This is a genomic window from Mesorhizobium sp. M7A.T.Ca.US.000.02.2.1, from assembly GCF_003996995.1.
Classification (GTDB): domain Bacteria; phylum Pseudomonadota; class Alphaproteobacteria; order Rhizobiales; family Rhizobiaceae; genus Mesorhizobium.
In genome coordinates this window covers 1-14,997 of sequence record NZ_RZTT01000119.1, presented here as the reverse complement: position 1 = coordinate 14,997, position 14,997 = coordinate 1, and the positions used below count along the sequence as shown (strand labels likewise).

The 14,997-nt window shown below is 64.2% G+C and carries 14 protein-coding genes and 1 pseudogene; 6 read left to right on the top strand and 9 right to left on the bottom strand.

The features are described 5' to 3' along the window. The 4 genes and pseudogenes from EOD15_RS13885 to EOD15_RS13870 form a co-directional block, all read left to right on the top strand. A pseudogene (locus tag EOD15_RS13885) lies at nucleotides 1-883 on the top strand (NAD(P)/FAD-dependent oxidoreductase); the annotation flags it as partial. A 5-nt stretch (nucleotides 884-888) separates the two neighbouring features. After that, nucleotides 889-1,218, top strand: a complete 330-nt coding sequence (nirD, locus tag EOD15_RS13880; RefSeq protein ID WP_127319903.1) for a nitrite reductase small subunit NirD — start codon at nucleotides 889-891, stop codon at nucleotides 1,216-1,218. Between the two features lie 3 nt (nucleotides 1,219-1,221). Continuing rightward, nucleotides 1,222-4,053: a nitrate reductase gene (locus EOD15_RS13875; RefSeq protein WP_127319901.1), complete on the top strand. Its 2,832-nt coding sequence runs from the start codon at nucleotides 1,222-1,224 to the stop codon at nucleotides 4,051-4,053. 94 nt (nucleotides 4,054-4,147) lie between these two features. Beyond that, on the top strand, nucleotides 4,148-4,405 hold the full coding sequence (locus EOD15_RS13870) for a BrnA antitoxin family protein (protein WP_127319899.1): 258 nt from the start codon (nucleotides 4,148-4,150) through the stop codon (nucleotides 4,403-4,405). A 250-nt stretch (nucleotides 4,406-4,655) separates the two neighbouring features. Here EOD15_RS13870 and EOD15_RS13865 read toward each other — a convergent pair whose 3' ends face one another. From EOD15_RS13865 to EOD15_RS13825, 9 genes are all read right to left on the bottom strand, one after another. Then, on the bottom strand, nucleotides 4,656-5,012 hold the full coding sequence (locus EOD15_RS13865) for a cupin domain-containing protein (protein ID WP_127319897.1): 357 nt from the start codon (nucleotides 5,010-5,012) through the stop codon (nucleotides 4,656-4,658). A gap of 55 nt (nucleotides 5,013-5,067) precedes the next feature. After that, nucleotides 5,068-6,450 carry an FAD-binding oxidoreductase gene (locus EOD15_RS13860; protein ID WP_127319895.1) on the bottom strand — a complete coding sequence of 461 codons (1,383 nt, stop codon included), beginning with the start codon at nucleotides 6,448-6,450 and terminating at the stop codon, nucleotides 5,068-5,070. A 27-nt stretch (nucleotides 6,451-6,477) separates the two neighbouring features. Next, nucleotides 6,478-7,587: an ABC transporter ATP-binding protein gene (locus tag EOD15_RS13855; protein WP_127267128.1), complete on the bottom strand. Its 1,110-nt coding sequence runs from the start codon at nucleotides 7,585-7,587 to the stop codon at nucleotides 6,478-6,480. 1 nt (nucleotide 7,588) lies between these two features. Continuing rightward, a complete protein-coding gene (locus EOD15_RS13850; RefSeq protein ID WP_127319893.1) occupies nucleotides 7,589-8,377 on the bottom strand; it encodes an ABC transporter permease in 789 nt (262 codons plus the stop codon). Then, nucleotides 8,374-9,282 carry an ABC transporter permease gene (locus tag EOD15_RS13845; protein WP_127319891.1) on the bottom strand — a complete coding sequence of 303 codons (909 nt, stop codon included), beginning with the start codon at nucleotides 9,280-9,282 and terminating at the stop codon, nucleotides 8,374-8,376. The genes EOD15_RS13850 and EOD15_RS13845 overlap by 4 nt, the downstream gene beginning before the upstream one ends. Nucleotides 9,283-9,306: 24 nt before the next feature. Further along, a complete protein-coding gene (locus EOD15_RS13840) occupies nucleotides 9,307-10,386 on the bottom strand; it encodes an extracellular solute-binding protein (RefSeq protein WP_127319889.1) in 1,080 nt (359 codons plus the stop codon). A gap of 3 nt (nucleotides 10,387-10,389) precedes the next feature. Continuing rightward, nucleotides 10,390-11,082: an XRE family transcriptional regulator gene (locus EOD15_RS13835; RefSeq protein WP_127319887.1), complete on the bottom strand. Its 693-nt coding sequence runs from the start codon at nucleotides 11,080-11,082 to the stop codon at nucleotides 10,390-10,392. A 135-nt stretch (nucleotides 11,083-11,217) separates the two neighbouring features. Then, complete coding sequence (locus tag EOD15_RS13830; protein WP_127326628.1) at nucleotides 11,218-12,312, bottom strand: ROK family transcriptional regulator; 1,095 nt, start codon at nucleotides 12,310-12,312, stop codon at nucleotides 11,218-11,220. A gap of 57 nt (nucleotides 12,313-12,369) precedes the next feature. Beyond that, the gene (locus tag EOD15_RS13825) at nucleotides 12,370-13,020 is read right to left on the bottom strand and encodes an SGNH/GDSL hydrolase family protein (RefSeq protein WP_023809404.1); all 651 of its coding nucleotides are present in this window, start codon (nucleotides 13,018-13,020) and stop codon (nucleotides 12,370-12,372) included. A gap of 343 nt (nucleotides 13,021-13,363) precedes the next feature. On the opposite strand from EOD15_RS13825, the gene EOD15_RS13820 reads away from it, so the two are divergent. Then, complete coding sequence (locus EOD15_RS13820) at nucleotides 13,364-14,443, top strand: substrate-binding domain-containing protein (RefSeq protein WP_023809403.1); 1,080 nt, start codon at nucleotides 13,364-13,366, stop codon at nucleotides 14,441-14,443. An 81-nt stretch (nucleotides 14,444-14,524) separates the two neighbouring features. Then, the coding region (locus EOD15_RS13815; RefSeq protein ID WP_148129547.1) for an ATP-binding cassette domain-containing protein at nucleotides 14,525-14,997 on the top strand (473 nt) is incomplete at its 3' end.

Genomic DNA, 14,997 nt, shown 5'->3' with positions numbered 1-14,997 from the left:
ATGCCGGCCGGCGCTCAACTACTATCTCGTCTGCGACTGGCCGGACGAGTACGCCGACGACTACCAGTCGCGCTTCATCAACGAGCGCGTCCACGCCAACATCCAGAAGGACGGCACCTATTCGGTGGTGCCGCGCATGTGGGGCGGCGTCACCAACGCGGCGGAGCTGCGCGCCATCGCCGACGTCGTCGACAAGTTCGAAATCCCGATGGTTAAGGTCACCGGCGGCCAGCGCATCGACATGCTCGGCATCCGCAAGGAGGACCTGCCGGCAGTGTGGGCCGATCTCGGTCAGGCCGGCTTCGTCTCCGGCCACGCCTATGCCAAGGGGTTGCGCACGGTGAAGACCTGCGTCGGCTCGGACTGGTGCCGCTTCGGCACGCAGGATTCGACAGGGTTTGGCGTCCGCATCGAAAAATTCATGTGGGGCTCGTGGACGCCGGCCAAGGTCAAGATGGCGGTGTCGGGCTGTCCGCGCAACTGCGCCGAGGCGACCTGCAAGGATGTCGGCGTGATCTGTGTCGACAGTGGTTACGAGATCCATTTTGCCGGCGCGGCCGGCCTCGACATCAAGGGCACCGAGGTGCTCGGCCTGGTCAAGACCGAGGATGAGGCGCTGGAGCATATCGTGGCGCTGACGCAGATGTATCGCGAGCAGGGCCGCTATCTCGAGCGCATCTACAAATGGGCCAAACGCATCGGCATCCCCGAGATCAAGCGTCAGATCATGGACGATGGCGAGAAGCGCAAGGCTTATTACGACCGCTTCGTCTTCAGCCAGAAATTCGCCCAGGTCGATCCGTGGTCGGAACGCGTTTCCGGCAAGGACAAGCACGAATTCCGGCCGATGGCCTCGGTCGGGTTTGCGCAGGCGGCGGAGTGACAATCATGAACTGGATCGCCATCGGCTCTATCGCCGACATCCCCCGCCGCGGCGCGCGCTGCGTCGCCACCCCGGAAGGCAAGATCGCCGTCTTCCGCACCGCCGACGATCAGGTCTATGCCATCGACGACCATTGCCCGCACAAGGGTGGACCGCTCAGCCAGGGCATCGTGCACGGTGCGGCGGTGACCTGTCCCTTACACAATTGGGTGATTTCGCTGGAGACGGGCAAGGCGCTCGGCGCCGACGAGGGCGCGGTGCGCACCATTCCGGTGCGGGTCGAAGGCGAGCATCTGTTCATTGCGCTGGAAGCGCTGGCCAGCCGCGCGGCCTGACCAATGGAGATCGACGAAGCGCGCGAGGTGAGGACCACCTGCCCCTATTGCGGGGTGGGCTGCGGCGTGCTGGCGAAGGTCGCCGCGGACGGTGAGGTGTCCGTGCGTGGCGACCCCGACCACCCGGCCAATTTCGGCCGGCTCTGCTCCAAGGGCTCGGCACTGGCCGAGACCATCGACCTCGACGGCAGGCTGCTTCATCCGGAGATCCATGGCCGCCGCGCCGGCTGGGACGAGGCGCTCGACCTGGTCGCTTCGACCTTCTCGCAGACCATCGCCGAGCATGGGCCCGATGCGGTCGCCTTCTATGTCTCCGGCCAGTTGCTGACCGAGGACTATTATGTCGCCAACAAACTGATGAAGGGTTTTGTCGGCTCGGCCAACATCGACACCAATTCGCGCCTGTGCATGGCCTCCTCGGTCGCCGGCCACCGCCGCGCTTTCGGCTCCGACACCGTGCCGGGAACCTACGAGGATCTGGAACTGGCCGACCTGATCGTGCTGGTCGGCTCCAACCTCGCCTGGTGCCATCCCGTGCTCTACCAGCGCATCGCGGCTGCCCGGGAAAAGCGGCCGGAGATGAAGATCGTCCTGGTCGACCCGCGTCGCACCATGACCGCTGACATCGCCGATATGCACCTGGCGATCGCGCCCGATGGCGACGTCGCTTTGTTCACGGGCCTGCTCGCTTATCTCGGCCGGCACAACGCGCTCGACCGCGCCTACATCACGACGCACACGACCGGCTTCGGGCAAGCGCTTTTCGCGGCCTCCGCGCTCGACCTGGCCGGCGTCGCGGCCGCCACCGGCCTGAGCGAGGACGAGCTTGGCCGTTTCTACAGCCTGTTTGCGGCGACGGCGAAAACGGTGACGGTTTACAGCCAGGGTGTGAACCAGTCGTCATCCGGCACCGACAAGGTCAACGCCATCATCAACTGCCATCTCGCCACCGCCCGCATCGGCAAACCCGGAGCAGGGCCGTTTTCGGTGACGGGCCAGCCCAACGCCATGGGCGGCCGCGAGGTCGGCGGCATGGCCAATATGCTCGCCGCCCATATGGAGATCGAAAACCCCGACCATCGCGACCGCGTGCAGCGCTTCTGGAGCGCGCCTGATATCGCGCAAAAGCCGGGCCTGAAGGCAGTCGAGATGTTCCAGGCGCTGGCTGACGGGCGCATCAAGGCGCTGTGGATCATGGCCACCAACCCGGTCGATTCGATGCCGGACGCCGATGCGGTCGAAGCGGCGATCAAGGCGTGCCCTTTCGTGGTGGTGTCGGACGTGCTGGCCCGGACCGACACCGTCCGCCATGCCCATGTCCGGCTGCCCGCCGCCGCCTGGGGCGAGAAGGACGGCACCGTCACCAATTCCGAGCGACGGGTGTCGCGCCAGCGCGCTTTTTTGGAGCTGCCCGGCGAGGTGCTGCCCGACTGGCGGATCGTCGCCGAGGTGGGCCAGCGGATGGGGTTCGGCGAGGCGTTTTCCTATGCGACGCCGGCGGAAGTTTTTGCTGAACACGCAGCGCTGTCGGGGTTCGAGAATGATGGTGTGCGGGATTTCGATATTGGCGTCTACGGCGGAGTTGATGGCGAGACCTACGCAACGCTTGAGCCGTTCCAGTGGCCGGCGCCCGGTCGTGCCGACCCCTTCTGGCCTGCCGGCCATCTCCCCCTCAAGGGGGGAGATCAGCCTGCCGCTCGGCTTTCGCCAATCGCCAACGCTGCGGAAGAAGCGCCGGTGTCAAAGCTGCTAGTCTCCCCCCTCGAGGGGGAAATGGCCGGCAGGCCAGAAGGGGTCGGCACGACTGGGCTCCAGGTTCGCTTCTTCGCCGACGGCAATTTCTACACACCCGATCGCAAGGCGCGCTTCATCGCCATCCGCCCGACCACGGAAGTCCGCACCAGTCCCGACTATCCGCTGATCCTCAACACCGGCCGGATCCGCGACCATTGGCACACCATGACGCGGACCGGCAAAAGCCCGCGGCTTTCGCAGCACATCGCCGAGCCCTTCGTCGAGATCCACCCGGTGGATGCGCAGCGCTTCGGCATCGGTGACGCCGACATCGTGCGCGTTTCCAGCCCGCGCGGTGACGTGCTGGTCCGCGCGCTGGTGACGGCGCGCCAGCGCCAGGGCAGCCTGTTTGCGCCGATGCACTGGACCGATCAGTTCTCGGCAAAGGGCCGGCTCGACACGCTGACCGCGCCGCTGACCGATCCCATTTCCGGCCAGCCGGCGCTGAAACATGTCGCCGCCCGCATCGAGAAATTCGCCGCAAAAGCCTTCGGCTTTGCGGTGACGCGGCATAGGCCGTCGCCCGATGCCGCGGCCTATTGGGCCGTGGCCAAATGCAAGGGCGGCTGGCGGGTCGAGCTTGCCTTTGCCGAAGACGACATCGACTGGGTCGGCTTTGCCGGGTCACTGTTCGGCGCGTCACCGGGTGCGGAAATGCTCGCCTATCATGACTGCGACGCCGGCCAGCATCGCATCGCCGCCTTCGACGGCGATCAACTGTCAGGCGCCTTGTTCGTCGCGCCCGGCCCGGTCGCCGTGTCGCGCGGCTGGGCGGCGGAACAGTTAAGTGCCGATCATGTCGACCGGCGCGGAAGGCTGGCGATCGTGGCCGGACGGCCGGGCGGGGTCGACGTCGATCGCGGCGCCATTGTCTGCTCCTGTTTCGGCGTCGGCGCCAACCAGATCGTCGAAGCGGTGCGCCGCGGCTGCGGCAGCGTCGCGGCAATCGGCGCGGCCCTGCATGCCGGCACGAATTGCGGCTCCTGCCGCGCCGAGATCAGGGTCATCATCGAGGCGCAGAGTCTTCAAGCAGCCGAGTGATCGTCCCGACCAAATGGGCCTGCGCGACGGCGCTGGTTGGGCTATGGTGGCGCAAGCGTGCTGCGCACGAATCGTCTCAGTCAGGGTCATCCCAATGGCAAATCCCCCGCGCCGACCGACAAATCCGATGGCGGCCGCCGAGGCGGCTTTCAAACCGGTGAAGAAGCCGGCCGCTCCGGTGCGCGAGCCGCCGGCCGCTCCAGGCGTCAGGGAGCTTGTTTCGATCCGGATCGACCGCGCCGTACTGGACCACTTCCAGGAGGATGGGCCGGGCTGGCAGGACCGCATCAACGACGCCTTGCGGCAGGCGATAGAAGGCAAGCCGACGGCCGGCGGTTTGGACGACGAGTAGCGCCCATCGCTTCGTCATCCACAGGCGGAGCAAGGAGCGTAGCAACGCGGCGCAGACCCCTGGAGCTGCTCCGCAGCCCAAGGGATACATGCCGCGACCTCAAAGCGCTGCAGCGGTGCAGAATTCTGTTCCGCTGCATTCCTCGATGGCTGTCACGGAATGGATCCCAAGGTCTCCGCGACGGAGCTTCGCTCCTGCTTCGCCCTAGGATGACGAAGTTGGGGAGGCTTCGGCCAAAGCGGACGTCGGCTCACGCCTCGAAGTGCAGGATATAGAGCTTCCGCGTCTTCTCGTGGATCGTCCATTCGCCTTTCCACCCTTTCGGCAGCACCAGCATTTCGCCCGGGCCGACGTCCTTGCTGCGGCCATCGGACCCATGCAGCGAGACCCGGCCTGACACGATGTGGCACGTTTCGGAATTGCTGTCGCGCGATGCGGTGAAGCGGCCCGGCGTGCACTCCCAGACGCCGACTTCCAACGTGCTGTCTGGCGAGGTCCACAGCGTCTTCGCTGCTTCGAACTGATTGCCGCTGATCGAGGTCGGCTTGGGCTCGGGCTCGCCGAGATCGATCGAGGCGAGATGGGAGAAGGTCTGGAAATCGGTCATGGCAGTCTCCGGGCAGGCACTGAAAAAGCAGAAAGTTTTGGAGTCGCTCCGAGGCTCAATGCCCGGTGATGCGGTCGGCGATCGCGGCGAGTTTCGACGTGTGCTGGAGGCCGGCCTCCTCGCGTTCGTCGGCGACGCGATAGAGCTGATACATTGAATGGACTCCGAGCCAGCGCATCGGCTCGGGCTCCCACTTGCTGACCTGGCGGTTGACCCAGGGCAGTCGGGTCAGTTCGGTGTCGCGCCGCAGGATGAGGTCGCGCAGCGTGCGGCCCGACAGGTTGGAACTGGATACGCCGAGCCCGACATAGCCGCCGGCCCAGCCGATGCCGGTCTCAGGGTCGAGACCGGCCGTCGTGCACCAGTCGCGGGGCACGCCCAGCACGCCGCACCAGGCGTGGTCGATGCGAAGCTTGGCTGTCTGTGGCAGAAGGCGGATGAGGATCGCGTGCAGGCTTTCGATCGTCGCCTGCTGCGTCTGGCCGCGCACGTCGGTCTGCGAGCCGTAGCGGTAGGGCACGCCGCGTCCGCCCATGGTGATGCGGCCTTCCCTGGTGCGCTGTGCATAGCAATAGGCGTGCGCGGCGTCGCCGAGAAGCTCATGGCCCTCCCAGCCGATCTCGTCCCATAGCGATTGCGGCAGCGGCTCGGTGATGATCTGCGCGCTGTTGAGCGGCAGCCAGAGCCGCTCATTGCCTGGTATGCCGGCCGTGAACCCTTCCGTGGCACGGATGATGATTGGCGCGCGCACGGTGCCGCGGCTCGTCGTGACCTTGCCCTTCTCGATGCCGGTCACGGTGGTCTGCTCGTAGATCGGCACGCCAATGCGTTCGACGGCTTCGGACAGGCCGCGCACCAGCTTGGCCGGCTGCACGCGCGCGGTGCCGTGGTGGATATAACCGCCAAGCACATTTTTGATGTTGATGCGGGCTCTGGCCTCTTCCTGACCGATCAGGCTGACACGCTCGCTCGGCACGCTCCAGCCGATCGCATCGGCATAGGCGGCCTTGATCCGTTCGAGCTGCGGCGGGTTGGTGGCGACCGTCAGATTGTCGACGCGGCGGATGTCGGCATCGATGCCTTCGGCCTCTGTCACCTCGATCACTTCGTCGACCGTGCCATGCATGGCCGTTTCCATGTCGATGACGGCGCCGCGCGTCGAGGTCTGCAGATATTTTTCGCGCGACCAGCTGAAGCCGCCGGACAGCCAGCCGCCATTTCGGCCCGACGCGCCGAAGCCGGCGAACTCCCTCTCGACGATGGCGATGCGGATCGAAGGATCGGCCTTCTTCAGATAATAAGCCGTCCACAAGCCGGTGTAGCCGGCGCCGACGATGCAGACATCGGCTTCGAGATCACCTGGAAGCGGCGCGCGGTAGGCCGGCAGACCGATGTCGGCATACCAGAACGAGACGTTGCCGTTGACTTTGGCGTCCATGTCTAAAAATCCTGCGGGGAAAAGCGGTCAGGTCATCGTCATGTCGGCGCGGTCGTCGTCGGCAAGAAGTTTTGCATCGACGACGGACCAGCGCAGATCGACCGTGTCACCAATCGAGAACGGTGTGGCTTCCAGCGACGAGCGCACGATGGCGACCGAGCCGTCGCGAAGCGTCACCTGGTATTTCGAACCCGACCCCAGATAGATCGCTTCGCTGACCTCACCAGTGAGGCTGTTCTGCCCGGCGGCGGGAGGCGTGTTGGTGCCGGCAAGCGACAGCTTCTCCGGCCGCAGCAGGACCACCGGTTTGCGGCCGCCGGCGAGCTTGCCGTAGGCCACGATCTTCTGGCCGGCGATCGTCAGGCTGGTCTGGTCTCCGGACGCCTGGGCCTCGCCGCGCAAACTGGTCGATTCGCCGATGAACTTCGCCACGAACAAGGTCGTCGGCTCGTCGTAGAGCTGGCGGCCGGTTCCGACCTGTTCGATGCGGCCCTGATTGAACACAGCGATGCGGTCGGAGAGCACCAGCGCTTCTTCCTGGTCGTGCGTCACATAGACGAAGGTGGTGCCGAGTTCGCGGTGGATCCGCTTGATCTCCAGCTGCAGCCATTCGCGCAGTTTCTTGTCGAGCGCGCCGAGCGGTTCGTCCATCAACAGCAGCGGCGGATCGAAGACGATGGCACGCGCCAGCGCCACGCGCTGCTGCTGGCCGCCGGAAAGTTCGGAGGGATAGCGATGCGCGAAATCGGCCATCTTGACCATGTCCAGTGCTCGTACGACGAGACGGTCGCGCGCCTGCTTGTCCATGCCGCGCAAGGTGAGGGGATAGGCGACGTTCTTGCCGACCGTCATGTGCGGAAACAGCGCGTAGTGCTGGAAGACGACGCCGATGTTGCGCTTGTGCGCCGGCAGGGCGACGATGCTCTTGCCGCCGACGGCAAGATCGCCTGCGGTGAGGTCGGTGAAGCCCGCAACGACGTTGAGCGTGGTCGTCTTGCCGGAGCCGCTGGGCCCCAGCAGCGTCATGAACTCGCCCGGCTCGATATGCAGGCTGACATCATCGAGCGCGGTGAAATTGCCGTAACGCTTGGTTGCGCCCTTGATGTCGATGGCCGCGCCACGTTCCCTCGCAGTCATCTCAACTCCTCGTCGATTTCGAGCTGATGATCAGCCCGGCGCTGATGATCAGCGTCGTGGCAATGAAGATGATGGTTCCGACGGCCGTCACCGTCGGGTCGGCGTCGCGGGTGATGCTGGTGAAGATCTGCACCGGCAAGGTCTTGAGGTAGGGGCTTGTGATGAACAGCGCGACGATGATTTCATCGAAGGAGGTGACGAAGGCAAACAAAAGCCCGGACAGGATACCGGGCGCGATCAGCGGCATGGTCACGGTGCGGAATGTGGTGAAGCGGTTGGCGCCGAGGCTGGCCGCCGCCGTTTCCAGCCGCACGTCGAAGACTTCGAGGCTTGCCGATACGGCGATGATGACGAAGGGGATCGCCAGCATCGTGTGCGCGATGACGAAGCCGGTGGTGGTGCCGACAAGCTGGTAGTCGAGGTAAACGGCATAGATGCCGATCGCCAGCACCACGCCGGGCACGATCATCGGCGTGATCAGGATAGCGCGCAGCAGGCCGGCGCCGGAATGTTTCATGCGGCTGAGGCCAAGCGACGCCAGCGTGCCGATCAGCGTGGCGGCAACGGCGACGAGGCCCGCGACCCTCAGCGAATTGAAGAAGCTCGACAGCCAATCGGGATTGGTGAAGAAATTCGCGTACCACTGCCAGGAGAAACCGGAGGGTGGGAAGGCCAACGACTTCTTCTCGTTGAACGACATCGGGATGATGACCAGCGTCGGCATGACCAGCCACACGGCGACCAGCAGGCAGAACAGGCCGAGCAGGATGCGGAAGGGGGCCAGCCTCATGATCTGGCCGCCTGCTTGTGGCGCTGGCGCATCAGCGGTGCGGCGAGCGCCAGAAGCACGAAGGTCGCTACCAGCAGGACGACCCCCATGGCGCCGCCGCGTCCCCAGTTGAGCAGGCTGAGCACCTGGCTCTGCACCAGCGTCGACAGCATGGTGCTGCGCGGGCCGCCGAGCAGGGCAGGGGTGATGTAGAAGCCGAGCGACAGGATGAAGACGATGATGGCGCCGGCGAAGACGCCTGGCAGCGACAGCGGCAGATAGATCTGCAGGAAGGCACGTGCGGGCCGCGCGCCGAGGCTGCGCGCCGCCTGCACGAGGCGCAAATCGATGCCGCGCATGACAGAATAGAGCGGCAGGATCATGAACGGCAGCAACACCTGCGCCATGCCGATGACGACTCCGGTCTGCGTGCGGATCAGCTTCACGCCGTCAAAGCCGAGCAGCCTGATGACCGAATTGATGATACCGGAATCCTGCAAAAGGATGACCCAGGCCAGGGTGCGCACCACGCCGCTGACCCAGAACGGCACCAGCACGCACAGGATGAGGACCAGCCGCAGGCGCGGCCCGACCGCCGTCATGAGATAGGCATAGGGATAGGCGGCGATGACGCAGACGATGGTGACCCAGGCGGCGATGGAAAAGGTGCGCCACAGGACGGTGACGTTCACCGGCGTGGAGAAGAACCAGACGTAGTTCTGCAGGCCCCAGGCCGGGTCCGAAAAACTGCGCAGCGTGACGGTCAGCAAGGGATAGCCCATAGCCGCGATAAGCAGGAGCAGGGCCGGCATCGCCAGCAGCGACGGATAGGCGGCAAGGCGCAGGCGCCGCTGCGGCCCCTGCACGGCACCTGACGGCCGGGGATAATCACCCCCGGCCGTCGGCGTATGCGATGTCTGGCTCACGCCGTCACCTCAGTGGTAGCCGGCTCAGTTGCCGGCCATCAGCGCCGTCCACTTGTCGGACGCAGCGGCGAAGTTGGCGACCCAGAACTTGATGTTCTGCTGATAGCCGAGCTTGGCGTGGTCCGGCGTGTTGGTCAGGAAGGCGGCGACGGACGCGTCGACCTTTGGCTGTGCCTCGTTGTTGATCGGCGAGTAGGAGGTCTGCTCGGTCAGGATCTCCTGCGACTTCTTGCCGAGATAGGCGTTGATCAGCGCGTAGGAGGCATCGGGGTCCTTGGCGCCGACCGGGATGGTCAGCTGATCCATGACGACCAGCCAGTCCTTCCACACCGGCGTATAGGCAGCGCCATTCTTGACCGCCGTCATGGCGCGGCCGGTCCACATGATGATCATGTCGGCCTCGCCGGATTCGGCAAGCTGCTGGGATTCTGCGCCGGTTTTCCAGAAGATGGTGTCGGGGCCGATCGCCTTGATCTTGGCGATGCCCTTGTCGATATCGGCAGGCGTCATGGCGTCGACCTTGCCGCCGTCGGCCAGGATGGCCTGTTCGATCAGGCCGCCGAGCGGGCTGCCGCTGCCGTCGATGGCGCGGGTGCCGGGGAATTTCGCGGTGTCGAAGAAATCCTTCCAGTCCTTTGGCGGATTGTCCTTGTACGTGTCGTTCTTGTACATCAGGACCATGCCGTAATTCATCGCCGGCACGCTGCACTCGCCGACCTGTCCGGGCGGGATGTGCGAGATGTCGAGCTTGGTCAGATCGAGTTTCTGGAACAGTTTTCCGCAATGCACGAAGGGCGGAAAATCATCCGTGTCGACGACATCCCAGGTCACATTGCCTGATTCGACCTGCGCCTGAAGCTTGGCGATTTCGGTCGGTCCGTCATTCAAGAGCTTGACGCCGCTCTTGTCGACGAATTCCTTAAGCGCGGCAACCTGGCCGTCCTGGTAGATGCCGCCATACGAGACGAAGGTCAGCGTCTTGCCCTTCAGCGACCCGTCCACCACGGTCCCGGCCGGCGGCGCGTTCTGCGCGTGAGCGGCGGCCGCAAGCAAGGCCAGTGCGGCGGCGCCGAAAAACCCGGCCAATCTTGATCTGCTTCCCATTTTCTAACCCTCCGATGGCTCGCTGTTTGATTTTGGCAGACCGGGCGCGAGCGTTTTCCGGGCTACATATTGGTCGAGGTCGACGGCGCCGCTTGTCGGCGGCGCAATGATCCACAGCACTTCGGCCACCGCATCGCCGACATTGATCGTCCGGTGCGGCGTCGAGGTCGAATATTCGATGCTGTCGCCCTCTTCGAGGGTGAAGCTCTCGTCGCCGAGCGTCAGTTGCACGCGTCCGCGCAGCACGAGGAACATCTCGTTCGCGTTGCCATGCGTGTAGGGCACGTCGCCGGTGGAGCCGCCGACGGCGAACTCGCCGCAATAGACTTCCATCTCGCGGATCGGCCGGCGCGACAGCAGCGTCTTGCGGTAGCCTTCGCTGGTCGGCAGCGCCGGCCGTTCGGCCCGTGTCAGCACCGCGTGCGGCGACACCTCGCGTTCGTCGAAAAGATCGGCGAGGCTGATGCCGAGCGCGTTGGCGATCAGCATCAGCGTGCTGGTGTTGGCACCCGAAAGGCCGCGCTCGAGCTGGCTCAGGAAGCTGGCGGTGGTGCCGATCATGTCGCCGAGCTGGCGCAGCGTCAGGCGCCGCGTGGTGCGATAGGCCTTGATGCGATCGCCCAATACCGTCGAGCGGCGCGCTTCGGCGCTGGTTGCGGCATTGTCGTTGAGTGCGTGATCCGCAGCGATTTTCATGGCGATCTCAGGGTTCACTTAACATGCTATTAAGTGAGGCGTCCTGGCAAGCGGAATCGCCTTGTCATTTGAAAATCATCGATGGACCTGCAGAGAGCCCGTAATCGGCCGACCGGCAACGCCGGTTCGGCTCGATCACTGGATCATGAAGCGCGAACTGAATGGCAGGCTTGCCGCGCCGACGGCCTTCGGGCTGATGCTGACCCGCGCGGGCAGCGCTTCGATGCCGGGGAATTCCCGGCCGATGTCGGCGCACAAGGCCTTGGCGATCTTCTGCGGCGCGTAGCTGGACAGGACGACCGTCCTGAATTCGACAAACTGGGTCAGTGCGGAAATAGAGGCTTTCAGGCGGTTGGAGCATTCCCCTAGCCATTCGCTGTAGGCCTCGCCAAGGTCAGGCCACTCGGGGCTGCTGCTCCAGATGATTTCGGACGGGCGCCGGCGCTTGGTCAGTTCGCTCTCCAGGCGCACAAGGCCATGATCGAAGCTGGCGCTGGAGTTTCCCTTGTAGATCTGGTGGTTGAGGATGAGCCTGCTCTGCAGCCGTGCTCCCAGATAGAAGAACAAATAGTCGTTGAGCGGCTTGGCGACGCCGAACATGCTCTCGCCGCCGGCCGCCGCGGTGATGTCGTTCTGCACGAAAACCGGCAGCTTGATCTGTTCCTCGATCTCCCCCTGCAAGGCTTTCAGCGAGGTGCTCGATCCGTTGCGTGTTGCAGCCATCGTGTCGACATCGTCGGGAACGGCCAGGCCGATGCCGGCAACCCGGCTGCGCGCCTCGACCGGCAGGCTGGTCATGGCTTGCCTGATCGCGCCGAACAGATCGCTGCTTTGCGGAAAGGGATTGGCTTCATCCGCCGGCAATTGCGTGTGGAAGCGCACGGTGCCGATGAAATCGATGAGTGCGATGTCGATCCTGCGGCGGCTGAAGCCGACGCCAACCGCATAGGCGCCCTCCGGATTGAGTGAAAGCGGGATGGTGGGCGGCCCGACGCGGCCGCGCTGCGCTTCGCCCTGCGAGACCAGGCCTTCCTGTTCCAGCGAGCGGACGATGACCGAGGCCGTCTGCGCCGACAGACCGGTCTTTTCGCCGATTTCCATCCGCGAAATGCCCTCGTTCTGAAGCAGCAGCGACAGCACCAGCCGCTCATTGTAGCTGCGGACGCTCAATGCATTCAGCCCGCTCGCACGATCGGCGATGCGCAAGGGATTGGGTGGTGCGAACCTCATGTCAGGCAAGGGTCGCCCCGTCGGTTAGAGCTCGTTGCCCGGTGGCTGTAGTGTTGCTCATGTCGAGCGGCTCCAGCCGATGGCATCGACCGCGCGGGCAAGTGCGGTGCCCAGCAATCTGTGCGCCTCGGCATCGATGTGAAAGCCGTCCGCTTCGCTGCACGAGACCACCGAGCCGGCATCGAAAAAGTGGAGTTCGAGCGAGTCCGCCAGAACCTCGAACTCGAGCGCGAGCAGGCGCGATTTCTCCGGCGCACCGGCGAAGATGGACTTCCATTCCTTGACGTCGTCCTGCATCGGCGGCGGCGCCACGATCATGATCTCGGGCGTCGAGCCGCCTGGCCCAGGCGCCAGCTCCTTGATGTCGTAGACGAGGCAGCCGATCCCCATCGCCACTTCCGACGGCGGCTTGTTGAAGCGGATCTTCAAATCGTTAGTGCCGAGCATGATGATGACGAGGTCGAGCGTCGCATGGCTCTGCAGGCAGGGGCGAAGATAGGTTCTGCCGTTTTTGTGGGCGCCCTCGATCGGGTCGTCGTGGACGGTGGTGCGGCCGCTCAATCCTTCCTCGATGACATACCAGTCGGGGCCTAGCTGAGAACGCAATATCCCCGGCCAGCGTTCACCCGGCCCATAGCGCTCGAGCGGCCCCCTGCCGGGGATCTGGCCGTGCGTGTTGGAGTCGCCGTAGCACAAGACTGATCGCATTTTTTTCCCGCCGGGACTGACAGCGCGCCGAAGCCGGCGAGCGCCAATCATGATGGATAGAGGAGCGATGAAAGGCAAGCAAGGGAATAGTCATTCAACATGACTAACTATTGACAGGGCGAATCCGCTGTGCTTCTAAAGTGCCCGGAGGAGTTCTCGACCGTCATCATCGTCCAGCAGGAATTGGGCTTCGGCACGCATGTGTTCGGGGGCGGGAGAATTGCGTGCATCGGTCGGTTTGCGACAACGAGCATGCATTGGGAGAGCGTCTCATGGCCGTACGCATTCGTACGGCCGGCCATACGAATTCGTAGGCCGGGGCAACCACAAGGAGGAGAGTTTAATGTTAGGATTGCTGAAAACCGTCGGCCTGGGGATGCTCGTTGCGTCCACGCTTGCCGTGACGTCGCTGGCGCATGCGGAAGACATCAAGCTGATGGACGGCGTGGCGCCGCGCCCCGACGACACGCGCATGACCGCGGCCGGTGCGTTCAAGAAGGACCCGCCCTGGGTCATCGGCATGAGCGACTTCGGCGTCAACGCCAACACCTGGACAGTACAGGTGGCGCATGAGGCGGAGAACGCCGCGGCCAAGGACAAGCGCATCTCGAAATTCATCCTGCTCGATGCCGGCTTCGACCAGAAAAAGCAGGTGGCCGACATCGAGGACCTGATCGCGCAGCATGTCGACGCGATCATCGTTCAGCCGGTGACCAGCACATCGGCCAATGCCAGCATCGCCAAGGCGGTCGCCGCCGGCATCCCGGTCATCCTTCACACCGGCCGCATCGATTCCGACGCCTACACCACCGAAATCCAGGGCGGCGCCGAGCATTTCGGCAAGGTGATGGGCGACTGGCTGGTCAAGACCGTCGGCGACAACGGCAAGATCTGGGTCCTGCGTGGCCTAGCCGGCCATCCGGAAGACACCAACCGCTACAACGGCTTACTGGAATCACTTAAAGGCACGCATGTGCAGATCATCGCCGAGGAGCATGGTGACTGGCAGTACGACAAGGCCAAGAAGCTGTGCGAGACGCTTTATCTGAACAACCCACAGGTTGACGGCATCTGGTCGTCCGGCGCTGACATGACGCGCGCCTGCGTCGATGTCTTCAAGCAGTTCGGCACGCCCGTTCCGCCGATTTCGGGCGAGGGCAACAATGGCTATTTCGGCCAGTGGATCACGGACGGGTTCAAGTCGATCTCGCCGGAATACAGCCCCGCCCAAGGTGCGGCCGGCGTGCGCGCCGCCGTTGCCCTTCTGGAAGGCAAGCAGCTCTACAAGCGCTATGTCTACAATCCCGACGGATGGGACCAGGACAAGGCCAAAAAATATTATCGCGATGACCTCACCGCCAATGTCTGGTGGCCAAGCGAACTGCCAGAAGACAAGCTCAAGGAATATTACGGCAAGAAGTGACGGCGCCGTGGCTGGCGGAGAGTGGACAAGCATTCCCCGCAGGCCATTCCATCTGTCGAATCCGGTTCGTTCGAGGGTTTCGTGACCAATCTTATCGAGATGTCCCACATTTCGAAGGCATTCGGAGGGAGCAAGGCGCTCCATTCCGTTTCCCTCGATCTCAAGGCGGGCAGCGTCCACGCCCTGATGGGCGAGAACGGCGCCGGCAAATCGACGTTGATGAAGATCCTGGCGGGCGTGCATCAGCCCGATTCCGGCGAGATCTTCATGAACGGCGAGAAGCTCGATTTGAAGTCGCCGCGAGCCGCACTCGATGCCGGCATTTCGACCGTTTTCCAGGAGCATTCGCTGCTGCCCAATCTGTCGATCGCCGAGAACATGTTTCTCGGCCGGGAGCCGACGACACGGTTCGGCTCGATCGACTATCCCGCGATGAAAAGCCAGACCGCCAGGGCCCTTGGCGAACTCGGCCTCACGCTCGACCCTTCGCAACTCGTTTCCAACCTGACGATCGCCGAGCGGCAATTCGTCGAGATCGCGCATTGCATCCAGGC